Source organism: Amycolatopsis sp. NPDC023774, assembly GCF_040639695.1.
Lineage (GTDB): Bacteria > Actinomycetota > Actinomycetes > Mycobacteriales > Pseudonocardiaceae > Amycolatopsis.
Genome location: NZ_JBFAAJ010000014.1, coordinates 106,500 through 125,324, shown reverse-complemented (window position 1 = coordinate 125,324; position 18,825 = coordinate 106,500). Strand labels below are relative to the sequence as shown.

15 protein-coding genes are annotated in these 18,825 nt (G+C 71.3%); 12 read left to right on the top strand and 3 right to left on the bottom strand.

The features are described 5' to 3' along the window. Positions 1-41: 41 nt before the first annotated feature. Complete coding sequence (locus tag AB0F91_RS26775; protein WP_360601643.1) at positions 42-1,241, bottom strand: Glu/Leu/Phe/Val dehydrogenase dimerization domain-containing protein; 1,200 nt, start codon at positions 1,239-1,241, stop codon at positions 42-44. Between the two features lie 120 nt (positions 1,242-1,361). Between AB0F91_RS26775 and AB0F91_RS26770 the strand changes: the two genes are divergently transcribed. From AB0F91_RS26770 to AB0F91_RS26730, 9 genes are all read left to right on the top strand, one after another. Beyond that, entirely contained in the window at positions 1,362-2,288 is a 927-nt protein-coding gene (locus AB0F91_RS26770) for a LysR family transcriptional regulator (protein ID WP_360601641.1), read from the top strand. Between the two features lie 178 nt (positions 2,289-2,466). Next, complete coding sequence (locus AB0F91_RS26765) at positions 2,467-3,729, top strand: glutamate-cysteine ligase family protein (protein ID WP_360601639.1); 1,263 nt, start codon at positions 2,467-2,469, stop codon at positions 3,727-3,729. Beyond that, positions 3,726-5,075 (top strand): ergothioneine biosynthesis protein EgtB, encoded by a 1,350-nt coding sequence (egtB, locus tag AB0F91_RS26760; protein ID WP_360601637.1) that lies wholly within the window; start codon positions 3,726-3,728, stop codon positions 5,073-5,075. Before AB0F91_RS26765 ends, egtB begins: the two co-directional genes overlap by 4 nt. 5 nt (positions 5,076-5,080) lie before the next feature. Beyond that, entirely contained in the window at positions 5,081-5,848 is a 768-nt protein-coding gene (gene egtC / locus AB0F91_RS26755; protein WP_360601635.1) for an ergothioneine biosynthesis protein EgtC, read from the top strand. Further along, positions 5,845-6,816 carry an L-histidine N(alpha)-methyltransferase gene (gene egtD / locus AB0F91_RS26750; protein ID WP_360601633.1) on the top strand — a complete coding sequence of 324 codons (972 nt, stop codon included), beginning with the start codon at positions 5,845-5,847 and terminating at the stop codon, positions 6,814-6,816. Before egtC ends, egtD begins: the two co-directional genes overlap by 4 nt. After that, a complete protein-coding gene (locus AB0F91_RS26745; RefSeq protein ID WP_360601631.1) occupies positions 6,809-7,279 on the top strand; it encodes a nitroreductase family deazaflavin-dependent oxidoreductase in 471 nt (156 codons plus the stop codon). The genes egtD and AB0F91_RS26745 overlap by 8 nt, the downstream gene beginning before the upstream one ends. A 112-nt stretch (positions 7,280-7,391) precedes the next feature. Further along, positions 7,392-8,546: an EfeM/EfeO family lipoprotein gene (locus tag AB0F91_RS26740; RefSeq protein WP_360601629.1), complete on the top strand. Its 1,155-nt coding sequence runs from the start codon at positions 7,392-7,394 to the stop codon at positions 8,544-8,546. Next, positions 8,543-9,706 (top strand): Dyp-type peroxidase, encoded by a 1,164-nt coding sequence (locus AB0F91_RS26735; protein ID WP_360601627.1) that lies wholly within the window; start codon positions 8,543-8,545, stop codon positions 9,704-9,706. Before AB0F91_RS26740 ends, AB0F91_RS26735 begins: the two co-directional genes overlap by 4 nt. Positions 9,707-9,783: 77 nt before the next feature. Beyond that, positions 9,784-11,331 (top strand): alkaline phosphatase family protein, encoded by a 1,548-nt coding sequence (locus tag AB0F91_RS26730; RefSeq protein ID WP_360601769.1) that lies wholly within the window; start codon positions 9,784-9,786, stop codon positions 11,329-11,331. A 66-nt stretch (positions 11,332-11,397) separates the two neighbouring features. Here AB0F91_RS26730 and AB0F91_RS26725 read toward each other — a convergent pair whose 3' ends face one another. Then, positions 11,398-14,211, bottom strand: coding sequence for an aconitate hydratase (locus tag AB0F91_RS26725; protein ID WP_360601625.1), 2,814 nt, complete (start codon positions 14,209-14,211; stop codon positions 11,398-11,400). 364 nt (positions 14,212-14,575) lie between these two features. On the opposite strand from AB0F91_RS26725, the gene AB0F91_RS26720 reads away from it, so the two are divergent. Together AB0F91_RS26720 and AB0F91_RS26715 are read left to right on the top strand one after the other, a co-directional pair. Next, positions 14,576-15,919, top strand: a complete 1,344-nt coding sequence (locus tag AB0F91_RS26720; protein ID WP_360601623.1) for an NlpC/P60 family protein — start codon at positions 14,576-14,578, stop codon at positions 15,917-15,919. 19 nt (positions 15,920-15,938) lie between these two features. After that, positions 15,939-16,517 (top strand): SMI1/KNR4 family protein, encoded by a 579-nt coding sequence (locus tag AB0F91_RS26715; RefSeq protein ID WP_360601621.1) that lies wholly within the window; start codon positions 15,939-15,941, stop codon positions 16,515-16,517. 43 nt (positions 16,518-16,560) lie between these two features. Here AB0F91_RS26715 and AB0F91_RS26710 read toward each other — a convergent pair whose 3' ends face one another. Next, positions 16,561-17,343, bottom strand: a complete 783-nt coding sequence (locus tag AB0F91_RS26710) for a GNAT family N-acetyltransferase (RefSeq protein ID WP_360601619.1) — start codon at positions 17,341-17,343, stop codon at positions 16,561-16,563. Positions 17,344-17,755: 412 nt separating this feature from the next. On the opposite strand from AB0F91_RS26710, the gene AB0F91_RS26705 reads away from it, so the two are divergent. Beyond that, a complete protein-coding gene (locus AB0F91_RS26705) occupies positions 17,756-18,820 on the top strand; it encodes a MoxR family ATPase (protein WP_360601617.1) in 1,065 nt (354 codons plus the stop codon). Positions 18,821-18,825 lie beyond the last annotated feature (5 nt).

Genomic DNA, 18,825 nt, shown 5'->3' with positions numbered 1-18,825 from the left:
CGGGGCACCGCGCGACCCCCGGTCTCGAGGGCTCCGGCCGGTTACGGGATGAGAAGGGCAGGCGCGCCCTCGTTCGCCTGCGCCTCCGCCGCCCGGGCGGCGCGAGTGGTCTCGGCCAGCCGCAGGCCGGTCACGCGCGGCGGCACGCGGTCGAGGTGCCACTCCGTGAGCAGCAGCGCCACCTTTGCCTGCATCTCCGTGCGCAGCCGTAGGAACGAGTCGGCCGGGTCGGCGCCCACCTCACCGAGCAGCAGCCACCACGCCCACGCGGCGGCACCCGCGTTCGCGACGAAGTCCGGGATCACCGCGACACCCCGCGCGGACAGCGACGCCTCGGCCTCGGACGTCGTCGCCGCGTTCGCGGCCTCCACCACGACCTTGGCCTTCACGAGGTTCTCGTTGTCCACACGCAGCGCGTAGGAGATCGCGGCCGGCACGAGGATGTCGGCGTCGGTCGCCACGACCGCCTCGCGCGGCAGGGTGCGCACACCCTCGGGCAGCCGCGAGCGGTCCACCTCGCCGAAGCGATCGCGCAGGTCGAGCAGCGCGGGCACGTCGAGGCCCTCAGGGTCGTACAGCGTGCCCGCGGCATCGGCCACGGCGACGACCTTCACCCCGGCTTCGTGCAGGTACCAAGCGGCGCCGCCGCCCATGGTGCCGATGCCCTGGATCGCGACGGTCGTCTCGGCCGCCTCCCAGCCCCACGCCGAGGCGGCGCCCAGGCAGGCCTGCGCCACGCCGTAGCCGCCGATCACGTCACCCAGCAGCAGCCCGCCGGGCACGGGCGCGTTGAGCCCGGCCTGCACGCGCCGCAGCGTGCGCTCGGGATCCGTCGAACGGTGGATCGCGGCGTGGTACGACTGCTCCAGCCCGAGCTTCTCGAACACGGAGTCGATGAGGTGCTGCGGCACGCCGAGGTCCTCGGCGGTCACCCAGCTGGCGTCGAGCCACGGCCGCAGGAACTCGCAAAACCGCGTGAGCACCCCGAAAGCCCGCGGGTCCTTGGGATCGAAGTCGAGCCCGCCCTTGGCACCGCCGACGGGGAGGTTGAACGTGGCCGTCTTGTTCGCCATCCCGCGGGCGAGGTCCTCGACCTCACCCATGGTGCAGCCCGCCCGCATCCGCGTGCCGCCCGTGGCGACGCCGGACACCAGGCTGTGCACGACCAGGTAGCCGTGCGCGCCGGTGACGGGGTCGGTCCACGTCAGCCTCATCAACGGTTCGGCGTTCTGCGGAAGCATCGGGCCATTCACCTCCAAGAGTCGGGGGCGGCCCTGCTCGGCCGCCGCATTCGAGGGTGCGGTCGCGACCGTCTTCGCGTCCAGTTAACGAAGCTGCACGAAGTTGTTTAGGGTTCCTGTATGGAGCTTTCGTTGCACCGCCTGCGGATGCTCCGGGAGCTGCGGCGCCGGGGGACGGTGACCGCTGCCGCGGTGTCGCTGCACTACACGGCTTCGGCCGTGTCGCAGCAGCTGGCGCAGCTCGAACGGGACGTGGGCGCGAAGTTGTTCGAACGGCTGGGCCGTCGCGTGCAGCTGACCGAGCTCGGCGTGCTGCTGACCGAACACGCCGAGGAGATCCTGGGCTCGGTCGAGCGCGCGACTCTCGCGTTGGAGGAGGCGCAGGGCTCGATGTCGGCGCGCCTGGTCGCGGGCGTGTGGGCGTCGGTGGCCTCCGGGCTGCTGCCTTCGGCGCTGACCGCGCTCGCCGCCGAGTACCCGGGGATCCAGCTGAAGACGCGCGAGCTCGCCCCCGAGGACACCGCGGAGGCGGTGCGCGACGGCACGCTCGACCTGTCGTTCGTCATCGACTACTCCGACGCGCCGACGCGGTGGGACAACGGGCTGGATCGCGCGGTCGTGGCGGTCGAACGGCTGCACGCTGCTGTACCTGCCGGTGCGTTCCCCGCCGGTTCGGTGTCGCTCGACGAGCTGGCCGAGCATCCGTGGATCCTCGCGAGCCCGAAGTCGCACTTCGGCCGGGCGATGCGCATGGCGTGCCACCGGCACGGCTTCTCGCCGAAGATCAATCACGAGGTCGAGGAGCAGTCCACGGCCATGGCCATGGTGGGCGCCGGCCTCGGGGTCACGCTCGTGTCGGATCTCGGGCTGCGGCTGCTGCGGCCGCCGGGCATCGACGTGGTTACGCTGACGACGCCGCTGCTGCGCACGGTGTCGATCGCCTACCGGCGCACGGAGATCCGGCGCCCGGCGTTGCACCTCGTGATCGGCGCCGTGCAGTCCGCGGCCGCGGAGCTCGGATTGGGCACCGAACCTGCCCTGCCGTGATCATCCGGACGGAGCAGCGCGGCGGAACTTCTGGACAAACACCCAGGTCAGGAGTCCTTACGAAAGTCTTGCGAATCTCGCGCGCGCTCGCGGGCCCCTGATTTTGTCGGGCCCTCCGTGTAGCGTCCGAAGGCGAGAGGTCCCACCCCGCGGACCTCCCTGACTCGGACGGCGAACGATGACTGCGGTGCACGATTTTCCGGAGAAGTCCGGAAGTGCGTCGAACCTCACCGCGCGGGTGCTTTCGGACCGCGCGGCCGGGGAGGCGTACGTCGCCTCGGTGTGTTTCAAGCACGGCCCACCGAGACTGCTGGGGGTGGAACTCGAGTTCACGGTGCACCACACCGAGGACCCGGCCCGCCCGCTCGACCCCGATGTCCTGGCCACGGCGCTCGGCCCGCACACCCCGCGGACACTGCGCCCCGACAGTCCGGCCACCCCGCTCCCGGCAGGCTCTCCCGTGAGCCTCGAGCCCGGGTGCCAGGTGGAGATCTCCGCTCTTCCTCAGGCCTCGCTGCCCGATCTGCAGGCAGCCGTCTCGGCCGACCTCTCCCATCTCGTCAGCCTGCTGGCCCGGCACGGACTCGTGCTCGGCGAGTCGGGCATCGACGCCCACCGCCCGCCCCGGCGCGCCCTGCGCACTCCTCGCTACGCCGCGATGGAGCGCCGGTTCGAGCCGATCGGTGAAGGCGGGATCACCATGATGTGCAGCACCGCCGGGCTGCAGATCTGCGTCGACACGGGAGAAGCCGACCAGATCGCGGCGCGCTGGGAGGCGGCCCACGTGATGGGACCGCCTCTGCTCGCCGCGTTCGCCAACTCCCGGATGCATGCCGGCCGCGACACCGGACTTCAGTCCGCGCGCTGGCTCGCGGTGCTCGAGACGGAGCCGGTCCGGACCCGTTCGGCCGAGCCCGGTCCGGACCCCGCCGCGGACTGGGGCCGACGGATGATGGACACGCCGTTGATGGTGCTGCCCCGCGGCGAGCGGCCGTGGGACGCGCCGGACGGGCTCACGTTCGCCGACTGGATCGACGGCCGCGGTGCGGCCGGGGTGCTGCGCCGGCCGACGGCGGAGGACCTCGACTACCACCTCACCACGATGTTCACCCCGGTGCGGCCCCACGGGTACCTGGAGATCCGGTACCTCGACGCCCAGCCGCCGGGCGAGTGGCTGCCCCCGGTCGCCCTCGTCTGGGCCCTGTTCGCCCGTCCGTCCACAGTGGACGAGGTGCGCCGGTTGTGCGCGCCGGTGGCGGGCCGCTGGGTCGAAGCCGCCACCCGGGGCCTCGCCGACGACGCCATCGCCGCCGTCGCGCGCAAGCTCGTGGAGCTCGGCATCGCCGAGCTGTCCGCCACGGGCCTGCCGGCCGCAACCATCACGGAGATCACCGAGAGCGTGCGCACACGCGTGAACGGATCGAGGAGTCAGGAGCGATGAGCGTTACCCCGGAGCACAACCCGCTGCTGGAGCTGAGCCCGCAGAACCTGCGGGCCCACGCGGCCGAGGCCCTCACCCGGGCACGGGCGCGCAGCGTCGTCCTCACCGACGCCGTCGACGACGAGGACCTGGTCCGCCAGCACTCGAAGCTGATGTCGCCGCTGGTCTGGGACCTCGCGCACATCGGCAGCCAGGAAGAGCTGTGGCTGATCCGCGACGTGGGCGGGCGCGAGCCGCTGCGCCCCGACATCGACGACCTCTACGACGCGTTCCAGCACGCGCGCGCCGACCGGCCGGCCCTGCCGCTGCTCGGCCCGGCCGAGGCCCGCGCGTACGTGCGCGAGGTCCGGGAGAAGGCGTTCGACGTGCTGGAGACCGCGCCGCTGGAGGGCAGCAGGCTCACCGAGAGCGCGTTCGCGTTCGGCATGATCACCCAGCACGAGCAGCAGCACGACGAGACGATGCTGGCCACCCACCAGCTGCGCAGGGGCGAGCCGGTGCTGCACGCGCCGGAGCCCCCGGCCGCGCGGGCGGGCCGGTTGCCCGCCGAGGCCTTCGTGCCGGCCGGCCGCTTCACCATGGGCACCACGGCCGAGCCGTGGGCGCTGGACAACGAGCGCCCGGCCCACGAGATCGACGTGCCGGCGTACTTCCTCGACACCGGCGCGGTCACGTGCGGGGCCTACGTCGAGTTCCTCGAGTCCGGCGGCTACGACGAGCGGCGGTTCTGGAGCGAGCCCGGCTGGGCGTATCGGCAGGAGCACGACATCACGGCGCCGCGCTTCTGGCACCGCGAGCCGAACGGCTGGTGGCGCACGCGGTTCGGCGTCGAGGAGCCGGTGCCGGTGACCGAGCCCGTGGTGCACGTTTCGTACTACGAGGCCGAGGCGTACGCCGCGTGGGCGGGCAAGCGGCTGCCCACCGAGGCGGAGTGGGAGAAGGCCGCGCGCCACGACCCGGTGACGGGCCGTTCGCGGCGCTTTCCCTGGGGCGACGAGGAACCGACGGCCGAGCACGCCAACCTCGGGCAGCGCCACCTGCGCGCGGCCGAGGCCGGCGCGTACCCGGCCGGGGCGTCGCCGCTGGGCGTGCACCAGCTGATCGGCGACGTGTGGGAGTGGACGAGCACCGACTTCCACGGCTACCCGGGGTTCGCGGCGTTCCCGTACCGCGAGTACTCCGAGGTGTTCTTCGGCCCGGAGTACAAGGTGCTGCGCGGTGGTTCGTTCGGCACCGACTCGGCGGCGATCCGCGGCACGTTCCGCAACTGGGACTACCCGATTCGGCGGCAGATCTTCTCCGGCTTCCGCTGTGCCCGTGATCCCCGGCCCGGCGAGGTGAGCTGAACGGCATGTGCCGGCACCTCGCGTACCTCGGCGCGCCGATCTCGCCCGCCGAGCTCGTGTTCGCGGCGCCCCACGCGCTGCTCGTACAGTCGTACGCGCCGCTCGACATGCGCGGCGGTGGCTCGGTCAATGCCGACGGCTTCGGCCTCGGCTGGTACGCCGAGCCCGGTGGCGCGCCGCAGCGCTACCGGCGCGCGGCTCCACTGTGGACGGACCAGACATTGCCCGCGCTGGCCGCCTCGGTCCGGGCCACTGCGTTCGTCGCCGCCGTCCGCAACGGCACCACCGGGATGCCGGTGACCGAGGCGGCCGCGGCGCCGTTCACCGACGGGCGGTGGCTGTTCAGCCACAACGGCGTGGTGCGAGGCTGGCCCGGTTCGATGGCCGGGCTGGCGAAGTCCCTCGACGTCACCGAGCTGCTCACGCTCGAGGCGCCGACCGACGCGGCGCTGCTGTGGGCGCTGCTGCACGCCCGGCTTCGTGACGGAGCCGACCCGCTGGCCGCGGTCACCGACCTGATCGCCGAGGTCGAGGCCGCCGCCCCGGGTTCGCGGCTGAACTTCTTGCTGACCGACGGCACCACACTGATCGGCACCACGTGGACGCACGCGCTGTCGGTGCGGTCGGTGGCCGGTGGTGTGGTGCTGGCGTCCGAGCCGTGCGACCCGGACCCGGCCTGGACTCCCGTTCCCGAGCACCACGCCGTGCGCGTCACGGACACCCGAGTCGTCGAACTCCTTCCCCTGACCCTCGATCGGAGCACCACCTCATGACGGAAGTGGACCTCGAAAGCCATCGCCGGGACGTCGCGGGCGAGCTTCGCGCGGACGTGCGAGCGGGCCTGACGGCGGAGCAGAAGTGGCTGCCGCCCAAGTGGTTCTACGACGCCGAGGGCAGCGAGCTGTTCGAGAAGATCACCGAGCTGCCCGAGTACTACCCGACCCGCAGCGAGCGCGAGGTGCTGGCCGCGCGGGCCGGTGACATCGCCCGGCTCACCGACGCGCACACGCTCGTCGAGCTGGGTTCCGGGTCGAGCGAGAAGACGCGGCTGCTGCTCGACGCGCTGACCGACCACGGCACACTCGAGTCGTTCGTGCCTCTGGACGTGTCGGAGTCGGCGCTGGCCGAAGCCGCCGAGGCGATCGCGGCGGACTACCCGAAGCTGGAGGTGCGCGGCGTCGTCGGCGACTTCACCCAGCACCTGAACCTGCTGCCGGGGACCTCGCCGCGCGTCGTGGCGTTCCTCGGCGGGACGATCGGCAACTTCCTGCCCGACGAGCGCGCCGTGTTCCTGCGCTCGGTGCGTGACGTGCTCGACGAGGGAGAGTGGCTGCTGCTGGGTACCGACCTGGTGAAGGACCGCGAGACGCTGGAGCGCGCCTACGACGACGCGGCCGGGGTTACCGCCGCCTTCAACATCAACGTGCTGCGGGTCATCAACTCCCGGCTCGGGGCGAACTTCGACCTCGACGCCTTCGAGCACGTCTCGCACTGGAACGCCGAGGACGAGTGGATCGAGATGTGGCTGCGCGCGCGGCGCGAGGTCACCGTCGACATCCCGGGCGCCGACCTGCAGGTGCGCTTCGCGGCGGGCGAGCACATCCGCACGGAGATCTCCGCGAAGTTCCGGCGCACGGGGGTCGAGGCGGAGCTGGCCGCCGCCGGGTTCGCCGTCGAACGCTGGTGGACGGACTCCCACGAGCGATTCGGGGTGAGTTTGGCAAGATCTGTGCGTGCGTAACCCCCTCGAGCCCTTAGCTCGCAAGCTCGGCACCCGGCCCGTCGTGATGACGCTGTCGCGCGGCATCATCTGGACCGACCAGAAGCTGCACCGCGTCTTCGGCGGGCGGGTGAGCCTGGTCGGCATCGCGGGCCTCCCGTCGCTGCGGCTGACCACGACCGGGCGCAAGACCGGGTTGCCGCGCAGCACGAACCTGCTGTTCTTCCCACACGGCGACGACTTCGTGCTCACGGGCTCGAACTGGGGCCGGCCGAACAACCCGGCCTGGACCTACAACCTTCGCGCGGATCCCAAAGCGACGGTCGGGATCCGCGCGAAGGTTGTGGAGGTCAAGGCCCGCGAGCTCGAAGGCGCCGAGTACGACCGAATGTGGTCCGAGCTGCTCGCGTTCTGGCCGGGTTACGAGATGGAACGCGTCGCGGCCGGGCGGCCGTTGCCGGTGTTCGTGCTGTCGCGAAGGTGACGGCGTAGGACAGACCACGCCCCAAAATCGGGCATAACGGGGCAGAGCTCTTGTCAGGTGTGTGCGGATACGTGAAAGTGTTCGCCAGAAGTTCACCTGAGGGGAGTTGCCGGTGCGGCGGTGGCGCTGGGCGGCGATGGCCGGCCTGGTCGTGGTCGCCGCCGGCGTCGTGGTGGTCGCCGTCGACCCGGCCGGACCGGACACGGAGGCCGACGCGGGACCGATCGTGGTGTCGCGGTCCGGGTGCGGTGCGGGCTGGGTGGCGCCCCCGCCGGGCCCGCAGACGCTGCAGGTACGCAACACCGGCGCGGTGACGATGGAGGTCGAGCTCGTCGACCCCGCCACCGGCACCGTGTTCGGCGAGCTGGAGGGCGTGGGGTCCGGCACCACGCGAGCTCTGCCGGTGAACTTGGCCGACGGCGCGTACGCACTGCGGTGCGCGCCGGAAGACGGCACTCCGTTCGTCGGGCCGACGGTCCGCGTCAGCGGCGGCGCGCGGCGGCCCGGGCCCGCGGTGGTGCCCGTGACCAACGCCGACCTGCTGGAACCGCTCAAGAAGTACCACCAGTACGTGGCCGAAGGGCTCACCACGCTGGCCGGGCAGACGGCCGCGCTCGACAACGCCGTCCACAGTGGAGACCGCGAGGCGAGCGAGCGGGCCTGGCTCGCCGCACACCTGACCTACGAACGTCTCGGCGGGGCCTACGACGCGTTCGGCGACGCCGACGGGGCCGTCAACGCCACCACGGCGGGCCTGGCCGGCGGCGCCGCGGATCCGGGGTTCACCGGGTTCCACCGGCTCGAGAACGGCTTGTGGCACAACGAGGAACCGGCCGCGCTGGAGCCGGTGGCCAGGCGGCTCGACGCGGATGTGCGGCAGCTGCGCACGGCGTTCGGCGACGCGCAGGTCGACCAGAACGACCTCGGCCAGCGCGCCCACGAGATCATGGAGAACACCCTGCAGTTCGAGCTCACCGGCCGCACCGACTACGGCAGCGGGAGCACACTCGCGACGGTCCAGGCGAACATCACCGGCACGCGCGCCGTGCTCGACGTGCTGCGGCCGTTGCTCGTCACCCGCTTCCCGGGGCTCGCGGACCTCGACGTGTGGCTCGACCGCACCGAACGCGATCTGCGCACGGCGCCGGGCACTTCTCTGGCGAACTTGACTCAGGCCCGGCGGGAGAAGATCAACGCCGACGTCGCCGAGCTCACCGAGCGCCTCGCGCCGATCGCGGCGATCGCGGAACCGAGGAGGATCTCGTGACGCTCGGGCGGCGGGCGTTCTTGCGCGGGGCCGCGGCCGCCGGAGCCGGCGGGGGGCTCGCGGGCCTCGCCGGGAGCGCGTCGGCGACCGGGCCGGCGTCGGCGCCGTTCCACGGACCGCGCCAGGCCGCGGTGCTCGCCGAGCCGGCGCGGCATTCGATCGTTGCGGCGTTCGACGTGGTGGCGGAGAACCGGCAGGAGCTGACCGGGCTGCTGCGCGAGCTGACCGATCGCGCCGCGTTCCTCACCGCGGGCGGAGCACCGGCCGCGCTCGGGATCACCGGCCCGCCCGCCGACTCCGGAGTGCTCGGGCCCGCGGTGCCGGCGGGGGAGCTGACGGTGCTGGTGGGCGTGGGCTCGTCACTGTTCGACGACCGCTACGGCCTCGCCGCCCGAAAGCCGGCAAAGCTCAAGCCGATGCCGGTGTTCCCCGACGACGCCCTCGACCCGCGGTGGTGCCACGGGGACCTGAGCCTGGTCCTCACCGCGGCCGAGCCCGACACGGTGCTGCACGCCCTGCGCGACCTCACCCGGGCCACGCGCGGCGGCATGCAGGTGCGCTGGAAGATCGACGGTTTCACCTCACCGCCGCGACCGGCCGGCACACCCCGTAACCTGCTGGGGTTCAAAGACGGCACCGCCAATCCGCGGCCGCCTGAACTGGACCGTCTGGTGTGGACGGACGCCGGCGGCAGTTACCAGGTCGTGCGGCTCATCCGGATGCTCGTGGAGTTCTGGGACCGGGTCTCGCTCTCGGAGCAGGAGAACATGATCGGCCGCCGCCGCGACACCGGCGCGCCGCTCGACGGCGCCGGCGAGCAGGACGTGCCGCGCTACGCGGAGGACCCAGTCGGCACGGTGATCCCGTTGACCAGCCACATCCGCCTCGCCAACCCGCGCACGCCGGGGACCGACGGCGAGCGGATCCTGCGGCGCGCGGTGAACTACGACCGCGGGGTGGACACCAACGGCAACCTCGACATGGGCCTGGTGTTCACCTGTTACCAGCGGGACCTCGAGAGCCAGTTCGAGGCGGTGCAGAAGCGGCTCGAAGGCGAGCCGCTCACGGACTACGTCTCGCCGTTCGGGGGCGGGTACTTCTACCTGCTCCCCGGCGTGGCGGATCCGGCCGACCACTACGGCCGGGCGTTGCTGGGATGAGCGGGAAGGGGCAGGTCGTGGGCAGGAGCAGGAGGAGGACCACGCTGGCGGCCGGGGCGCTGGGCACGGCCGTGCTGATGGCGGCGGCGTGCGCGAGCAGCTCGGCGTCGCCGGCGGTGCCGGACAAGGCGGTGGACGCGGCGAGTTTCCCGACCGCGACACCGATCAAGCACGTCGTGGTGATCTTCGGCGAGAACATCTCGTTCGACCACTACTTCGGCACCTACCCCGACGCCACCAACGAGAACGGCACCCCGTTCCACGCGGCGCCGCACACGCCGAAGGTCAACGGCCTGGACCACAAGCTGCTCACCGACAATCCCAACGCCTACAACCCGAAGCGGCTCGGCCCAGACCAGGCGCTGACGTGCGACCAGGCCCACGACTACAACAAGGAACAGGCCGCCTTCAACGGCGGGAAGATGGACAAGTTCGTCGAGAACACCGAGAAGGACAAGTGCACGGGCCAGCCCGTGCTGTTCGGTGAGCCCGGCCTGGTGATGGACTACTTCGACGGCAACACCGTCACCGCGATGTGGAACTACGCCCAGCACTACGCGCTCAACGACAACTCGTTCGACGCCGTCTTCGGCCCCTCCAGCCCTGGCGCGATCAACCTGATCTCCGGCCAGACCCACGGCCTGCAGCCCGTGGACTCGGTCACGGGCGAGCCGAAAGTCGACCCGAACACCGCCGCCTCGCCGGACGAGCACGGCGTCGGCACGATGATCACCGACCCGGACCCGGCTTTCGACGACTGCTCCGACAAGAACCACACCGCGACCGACAACCTCGGTGCCTTCCAGGGCCGCAACGTCGGTGACCTGCTCAACGCCAAGCACGTCACGTGGGGCTGGTTCGAAGGCGGCTTCAAGCCCACCGGCGCGGCCGGCGGCTACGCGGTCTGCGGTACGCAACACGCGAACGTCGGGGAGCAGGCGGTCGTCGACTACAGCCCGCACCACGAGCCGTTCCAGTACTACGAGTCGACCGCCAACGCGAAGCACCTGCCGCCGAGCTCGTTGCACGCCGTGGGCCAGACCGACCAGGCCAACCACCAGTACGACGTGAGCGACTTCGACGACGCGCTGCGCACCGGCACCATGCCCGCGGTGAGCTTCCTCAAGGCACCGTCCTACCAGGACGGTCACGCCGGCTACTCCGACCCGCTCGACGAGCAGGCGTTCGTGGTCTCGGAGATCAACCGCATCCAGACCTCGCCGCACTGGCGCGACACCGCGATCGTGCTCGCCTACGACGACTCCGACGGCTGGTACGACCACGTGCCCTCGAAGATCGTGAACGGTTCGCACGCCTCCGCGCAGGACTCGCCGGTGTGCACCTCGCACCCGGTGCGCCTGGGCGGCTACGCCGACCGCTGCGGCTACGGCCCGCGCCTGCCGCTGCTGGTGATCTCGCCCTACAGCCGGGCGAACCACGTCGACCACACCATGACGGACCAGACGTCGGTGCTGCGGTTCATCGAGGACAACTGGCATCTCGGCCGCATCGGCGACGGCTCGTTCGACGCCCTGGCCGCGCCGCTCGACGGAATGTTCGACTTCACCCACCCGAAGGCGAAACCGCTGAAGCTCGATCCGAAGTCCGGCGCCGTCGTGCGGTAGTCCGCCTGAACAACGGCGAAGGCCGCCCGGGAGTCCCGGAGCGGCCTTCGCGCGTGTTCTTGCGGATCAGGCGTTGGTCATCTTGCGCAGCACGTACTGCAGGATGCCGCCGTTGCGGTAGTAATCGGCCTCGCCCGGGGTGTCGATGCGGACGTCGGCGTCGAACTCCACCTTGGTGCCGTCTTGCTTGGTGGCGGTGACGTGCACGGTGCGCGGGGTCTCGCCGTCGTTGAGCTTCGTGATGCCGGAGATGTCGAACGTCTCCGTGCCGTCCAGCTTCAGCGACGCGGCCGACTCTCCCGCCGGGAACTGCAGCGGGATGACGCCCATGCCGATGAGGTTCGAGCGGTGGATGCGCTCGAATGACTCGGTGATCACCGCGCGCACGCCCAGCAGCGAGGTGCCCTTGGCCGCCCAGTCACGCGACGAGCCCGAGCCGTACTCCTTGCCGCCCAGCACGACCAGCGGGGTGCCCTGCGCGGCGTAGTTCTGGGCCGCGTCGTAGATGAACGCCTGAGGGGCGCCGTCCTGGGTGAAGTCGCGGGTGTAGCCGCCCTGCACGTCGTCCAGCAGCTGGTTGCGCAGCCGGATGTTCGCGAAGGTGCCGCGGATCATGACCTCGTGGTTGCCGCGGCGCGAGCCGTAGGAGTTGAAATCCTTGCGCTCGATGCCGTGCTCGCTGAGGTACTTGCCGGCCGGGGTGTCGGCCTTGATCGCGCCGGCGGGGGAGATGTGGTCGGTGGTGACCGAGTCGCCCAGCTTCGCCAGCACGCGCGCGCCGGAGATGTCGGTGACCGGCGCCGGCTCGGCCTGCATGCCCTCGAAGTACGGGGGCTTGCGGACGTAGGTGGACTCGGCGTCCCACTCGAAGGTCTTGCCCTCGGGGGTGGGCAGCGCCTTCCAGCGCTCCCCGCCGTCGAAGACATCGGCGTAGTCCTTGGCGAACATCTCCTGCGTGATCGAGGAGTCGATGGTCTCCTGGATCTCCTGCGGCGTCGGCCAGATGTCCTTCAGGAAGACGTCGTTGCCGTCGGTGTCCTGGCCCAGCGGCTGGTTCTCGAAGTCGAAGTCCATCGTGCCGGCGAGCGCGTAGGCGATGACCAGCGGCGGCGACGCGAGGTAGTTCATCTTCACGTCGGGGTTGATGCGGCCTTCGAAGTTCCGGTTGCCCGAGAGTACCGAGACGGCGGTGAGGTCGTTCTCCTGGATCGCGGCGGAGATCTCGTCCGACAGCGGGCCGGAGTTGCCGATGCAGGTGGTGCAGCCGTAGCCGACCAGGTGGTAGCCCAGCTTCTCCAGGTACGGCCACAGGTTGGCCTTGGTGTAGTAGTCGGTGACGACCTGCGAGCCCGGCGCCATCGACGTCTTGACCCACGGCTTCACCGCGAGGCCCTTGTCCACGGCGTTGCGCGCCAGCAGTGCGGCGCCGAGCATGACCGACGGGTTCGAGGTGTTGGTGCACGAGGTGATCGAGGCGATCACCACGGCGCCGTGGTCGAGGACGAACTCGCCGCGGTCGGCGGTGCTGACCTTGACGGGCTTGCTCGGGCGGCCCGACGCGCCGTTCGCGGCGGAGGTGGTGACCGGCGCGGCGTCGTCCTCGGCGAACGACAGCGACGGGGCGTCGCTGGCCGGGAACGACTCCTCCGAGGCCTCGTCCATCTTGGTGTGCGGCGTGAGGTCCTCGCCGTCCACGTAGTCGTGGATCGACTTGCGGAACGACGACTTCGCCTCAGACAGCTCGATGCGGTCCTGCGGGCGCTTCGGGCCGGCGATCGACGGGACGACCGTGGACAGGTCCAGCTCGATGTACTCCGAGTAGACCGGCTCGTGGGACGCGTCGTGCCAGAGGCCCTGCTCCTTGGCGTAGGCCTCGACGAGCGCGACCTGCTCGGCCGAGCGGCCGGTGAGCTTGAGGTAGCGCATGGTCTCGTCGTCGATCGGGAAGATCGCCGCGGTGGAGCCGAACTCGGGGCTCATGTTGCCGATGGTGGCGCGGTTGGCCAGCGGCACCGAGGCGACGCCCTCGCCGTAGAACTCGACGAACTTGCTGACCACGCCGTGCTTGCGCAGCATCTCGGTGATGGTGAGCACCACGTCGGTGGCGGTCACGCCGGTCGGGATCTCGCCGGTCAGCTTGAAGCCGACCACGCGCGGGATGAGCATCGACACCGGCTGGCCCAGCATCGCGGCCTCGGCCTCGATGCCGCCGACGCCCCAGCCCAGCACACCCAGGCCGTTGACCATCGTGGTGTGGGAGTCGGTGCCGACGCAGGAGTCGGGGTAGGCCTGGCCGTTGCGGGCCATGACCGTGCGCGCGAGGTGCTCGATGTTGACCTGGTGCACGATGCCGGTGCCCGGCGGCACGACCTTGAACTCGTCGAAGGCGCCCTGGCCCCAGCGCAGGAACTGGTAGCGCTCGCGGTTGCGCTCGTACTCGATCTCGACGTTGCGCTCGAACGCGTCGGCGCGGCCGAACACGTCGATGATCACGGAGTGGTCGATGACCAGCTCGGCCGGGGCCAGCGGGTTCACCTTGTCGGGGTCTCCGCCGAGGTCGGTGACGGCCTCGCGCATGGTGGCGAGGTCCACGACGCAAGGAACGCCGGTGAAGTCCTGCATGATCACGCGCGCGGGCGTGAACTGGATCTCGATGGACGGGTCGGCGCTGGGGTCCCAGCTGCCGAGTGCGCGGATGTGATCGGCGGTGATGTTCGCGCCGTCCTCGGTGCGCAGCAGGTTCTCGAGCAGGATCTTCAGGCTGTAGGGCAGGCGCTCGGCGCCCTCGACCTTGTTCAGGCGGAAGACCTCGTACGAGTTGTCTCCGACCTTCAGCGTGTCTTTGGCGCCGAAGCTGTCCTTGCTGGCAGGTGCAGTCACGTCTAACTCCAGTGGCGGGGACCCGCGCCGTCGCGGGTGCGGGCCCCGGGTCAGTTCGGTGTGTGTTTCGCGGTCCTCGGGAAGACCGCGACCGAGTCTTGCGCACCCCCACCGTAGGACCGGAATCGGGATGGCACACCTCGTCCGTCGCCTCAAACAGTACGCGTGTCCTGTATTCACTTCAAGACGACACGCGGGGTGAGCTGGGCCATTCGGACACGCCGCACGTCGGGGGTCCCCCGATGAGGGGAATTGGTGTCTACGGTGTGTGAGTTCCGCCTGAGGCTTGTGATAGTGGTGTGACTGCAGTGGCACGCGGTGTGATCACTGCTGGCAGGCGCTGGTGAGCGGGAGGTGGCTGGTCGTGGTGGTCTGGCGTGGACGGGGCGGCAGACCGGGCGTACGGCGTGGCGTCACCGTCGGCACCTTCGCCCTCGTGGTCCTCTTCGGAGCAACCGGCACGGGCCTGGCGGTGCCGCCGCCCCCGCCCAACCCGAGCGACTCCGAACTGAACTCGTCGAAGGCCGCGGCCAACGAGAAGGCCGGCGAGGTCGGCAAGCTCACCAACCAGCTCGCGCAGGCGGAGCAGAAGCTCAGCTCACTGCAGGACGACGTCGAGCTGAAGCAGGAACAGGCCATGAAGGCCCTGGTCGACCTGCAGTCGGCGCAGGACGCCGCGAGCCAGGCCGAGGCCGCCGCGAAGTCCGCGCGCACGGAGGCCGACGCCGCGGCGGGTGCGATCGAGAAGGCACGCCAGGACCTCAAGGAGTTCGCGGCCGCCAGCTTCGAGCAGGGCAGCACGGTCGGCTCGATCTCGGCGTACCTGACCTCCGACAGCCCCAAGGACCTGCTGGCCCGCGCCCAGATCCTCGACTCCATCGGCGGCTCGCGGCTCAACGCGCTCGACCGCCTCCAGCAGGCGCAGACGGACAAGTCCAACAAGGACGCCGCCGCGCGCAAGGCCCTCGACGTCGCGCAGCAGAAGCAGGAAGCCGCGCGCCAGGCGAAGAGCGGCGCCGACGCCGCCCAGGCCGACGCCGTGCAGGCGCAGCAGGCCCAGGCGTCGCAGAACCAGCAGCTGCAGGCGAGCAAGAGATCGGTGGAGCAGCAGCTCTACGCGGCGCAGTCGAAGGTCAACGGCCTGCAGGGCCAGCGCCAGCGCTACCAGGACTGGCTGGCGCAGAAGCAGCGCGAGGACGAAGAACGCGCCCGCCAGGCCGCGCTGGGTTCCTCGGGCGGCGGCCGTCCCTCGTCGGGCGGCGGTGGCCGGCCTTCACCCGCGGCGGGCTCGTCGATCGAGTCCGTGATCGCCCGGGCGCTGTCGCAGCTGGGCCGCCCGTACGCCTGGGGCGGCGGCAACGGCAGCGGCCCCACCCGCGGCATCCACGACGGCGGCGTCGCCGACATGTACGGCGACTACCGCAAGATCGGCTTCGACTGCTCCGGCCTGATGATCTACGCCTTCGCCGGCGTGCGGGCCCTCCCGCACTACAGCGGCTACCAGTACACCTCCGGCCGCCGCGTCCCCCTCTCCCAGATGCGCCGCGGCGACATGCTCTTCTGGGGCGGCGCGGGCGGCATCCACCACGTCGCCCTGTACCTGGGCGGCGGTCAGATGGTGGAGGCTCCGCAGTCAGGTTCGTACGTGCGGGTGACGGCGGTGCGGTACGGCGGAATCATGCCGTATGCGACCCGGCTGATCGGCTGAGGTCCTACGCTCGTCCTTCGTGACGTGGGACGGAGTCCGCGACCGGCTGGCGCGGCTGGCGAAGCGGCGGGACGCCCGCTCGGTGTTCAGTGCGGCCGCACACCGGTTCCGGCTGGCGCCACCCCTGGGCGAACGCGACGTCGAGGCTGTCGAGGAGCAGTTCGGCGCGCCATTGCCGGCGCCGTACCGGAGCTTCCTCGTGGAGGTCGGCGCGAGTGGAGCGGGTCCCGGCTACGGGCTGCTCGGCTTCGGCCGGTCCGCTCGGCGCTGGGAGTTCGCCGCCGACGACCGACGTGGCGGCGGCTCCGTGGACCTGCGGACGGAGTTTCCGCATCGAGAGCTCTTCCGCCACGCCGAACGGCCGGACTTCACGAAGATCCCGCACGAGCGATGGCCTGAGCTGTCCCGCTCGCTCGATGCCCGCGACGAGGCCGGCACCCACGGCACCCTGCCGCTCTGCCACCGGGGCTGCGGCCGCTACGACCTCCTCGTGGTGACCGGCCCCGACCGCGGCGCGCTGTGGTTCGACGGCGAGGCCTCCGACGGCGGAATCGGACCCCAGGCCGACGGCCGCGGCCGGATGACGTTCGAACGCTAGTACCTCGGCTGGCTCGCGGAGGTCGAGGCCGCGGTGGGCCGGTCTAGGCGGGGGTCCACACGTACGGCGTGGTCGTGGTCACGGCGGTGAAAGCGAGGCGCTGGAGGATCGGGCGGCTCGGCGGGAGGGCGTCGACCTGGAGGTAGCGGACGCCGCGGGTGCGGGCGGTGGCGGCGCGGTGCGCGACGAGTGCGCGGTAGAGGCCGCGGCCCCGGAAGTCCGGCAGGGTGGCGCCGCCCCAGAGGCCGGCGAAGCTGGTGCCGCCGACGAGTTCCAGGCGGGCCGCGGAGACGACGTGGCCGGCGGACTCGGCGACGACGTGGACCGTCGTGCCGTGGTCTGCGCGGGCGCGCGCGAGGAGGTCGCGGGCGACGGCGGCCTCCTCGCTGCCGAAGACGGTGGCGCTGAGGTGGGCGATGCGGCGCAGGTCGGCCTCACCGGTGGCCTCGCGGATGGTGACACCGGCGGGGGGCGGGGCCGACGGGGAAATCGCTTCTACCGGGGCGATGAGGACAGTTTCGGTTTCCTCCGGGACGAAACCGGCGGCGATCAACCGGCCGGGCAGATCGGCCGGGCGGTCGTGGGCGCGGGTTTTCCATTCGAAAGCCTCCCCGCGCGAGGCGAAGAAGCGGACCTGGCGGTGGATGAGGGCGTCGAGCGCACGGCCGGTCACGCCGAGGTCCGGCGGGCCCACCACGAAACCGCGCCGGGTGCCGAGGACGCGGGTGACGGGGGCGTCGCGGTCCAGGGTCGTGCCCGGTTCCGCGGTGGTCAGCTCGGCGGTGCGGACTTCGGCGTCGTAGGCGGCCAGGAGGGGGTCGGTCATGGGGCGACGCTAGCGTGGGCGGGCGACGGGGAGCGCGCCCGCCGGTGGTGTCCCCGGCGACAGTCCGGTGTGGACGAACGGGAGCTGAGGGCGGGGGGAAGCTCGTCGTGGACCTGCCTATCGCCCGCGAGTCCACTGTGGACCAGCGGACCGCGCCGGCCGCGGCGCCGCGTTCGTCGACGTGGCAGGGGAGGGGCTGCGGGTGCACCACACCGCGAGTCAAAACGGTCAAAAGTGACGATCTCGGCATCGCGAGCGACCTGTGCCGACGCCGCTGACACCGTCTTCACAGCTGTCACACCGCTGATGCGCTTGGCTACCGTGACGGGCCAGCGTGCCGCGCGGACTACGACCACCGGGAAGCAGTACGGTCGCGGGCGAGCCCGGAGGAAGCAGAACCACAGGAGGCAGAGTGACCGAGCCCGGCTACGCCGAGGGCGGGAACGGGCAGCAGCCCGGCACGCCGGCGCGGGACGCCCAGTTGCTGGAACGCACCGTGTTCGAGGTCAAGCGCATCATCGTCGGTCAGGACCGGTTGGTGGAGCGCATGCTGGTCGGGCTGCTGGCGAAGGGGCACCTGCTGCTGGAAGGCGTGCCCGGTGTCGCGAAGACGCTGGCCGTGGAGACCTTCGCGCGGGTGGTCGGCGGCTCGTTCTCTCGGGTGCAGTTCACGCCCGACCTCGTGCCGGCCGACATCCTCGGCACGCGCATCTACCGCCAGGGCGCCGAGCGCTTCGACGTGGAGCTCGGCCCGGTCGTGGCCAACTTCGTGCTCGCCGACGAGATCAACCGCGCGCCCGCGAAGGTTCAGTCGGCGATGCTGGAGGTGATGGCCGAGCGGCACGTGTCGATCGGCGGCCAGACTTTCCCGATGCCCGACCCGTTCCTCGTGCTCGCCACGCAGAACCCGATCGAGAACGAGGGCGTGTACCCGCTGCCCGAGGCGCAACGCGACCGCTTCCTGTTCAAGATCGTGGTCGAGTACCCCACGGCCGAGGAAGAGCGCGAGATCATCTATAGGATGGGCGTCACGCCGCCGGTGCCCCACGAAGTGCTCAGCCCCAGCGAGCTGGTGCGCCTGCAGGGCGTCGCGTCGCAGGTGTTCGTGCACCACGCCCTGGTCGACTACGTGGTGCGCCTCGTGCTCACCACCCGCACGCCCAACGACCACGGCCTCGCCGACGTCGCGGGCTGGGTTTCGTACGGTGCGTCGCCGCGCGCGAGCCTCGGCATCATCGCCGCCGCCCGCGCGCTCGCGCTGGTGCGCGGCCGCGACTACGTGCTGCCGCAGGACGTCGTCGACGTGGTGCCCGACGTGCTGCGCCACCGCCTCGTGCTGTCCTACGACGCGCTGGCCGACGGCGTGCCCGTGGACCACATCATCACCCGCGTGCTGCAGACGGTGCCCCTGCCGCAGGTCTCGGCCCGGCCGCAGGGCGGGACCGGGCCGGTGCCGGCGGGCGCGCCCGTCAGGTAGTCGGC

Excerpts from the sequence above, each read along its gene's own strand:
- AB0F91_RS26765 (WP_360601639.1), top strand. The coding sequence starts at position 2,467 with ATGACTGCGGTGCACGATTTTCCGGAGAAGTCCGGAAGTGCGTCGAAC.
- AB0F91_RS26710 (WP_360601619.1), bottom strand. The coding sequence starts at position 17,343 with ATGACCGACCCCCTCCTGGCCGCCTACGACGCCGAAGTCCGCACCGCC.
- egtD (WP_360601633.1), top strand. The coding sequence starts at position 5,845 with ATGACGGAAGTGGACCTCGAAAGCCATCGCCGGGACGTCGCGGGCGAG.
- AB0F91_RS26775 (WP_360601643.1), bottom strand. The coding sequence starts at position 1,241 with ATGCTTCCGCAGAACGCCGAACCGTTGATGAGGCTGACGTGGACCGAC.
- egtB (WP_360601637.1), top strand. The coding sequence starts at position 3,726 with ATGAGCGTTACCCCGGAGCACAACCCGCTGCTGGAGCTGAGCCCGCAG.
- AB0F91_RS26770 (WP_360601641.1), top strand. The coding sequence starts at position 1,362 with ATGGAGCTTTCGTTGCACCGCCTGCGGATGCTCCGGGAGCTGCGGCGC.
- AB0F91_RS26730 (WP_360601769.1), top strand. The coding sequence starts at position 9,784 with ATGGCGGCGGCGTGCGCGAGCAGCTCGGCGTCGCCGGCGGTGCCGGAC.
- egtC (WP_360601635.1), top strand. The coding sequence starts at position 5,081 with ATGTGCCGGCACCTCGCGTACCTCGGCGCGCCGATCTCGCCCGCCGAG.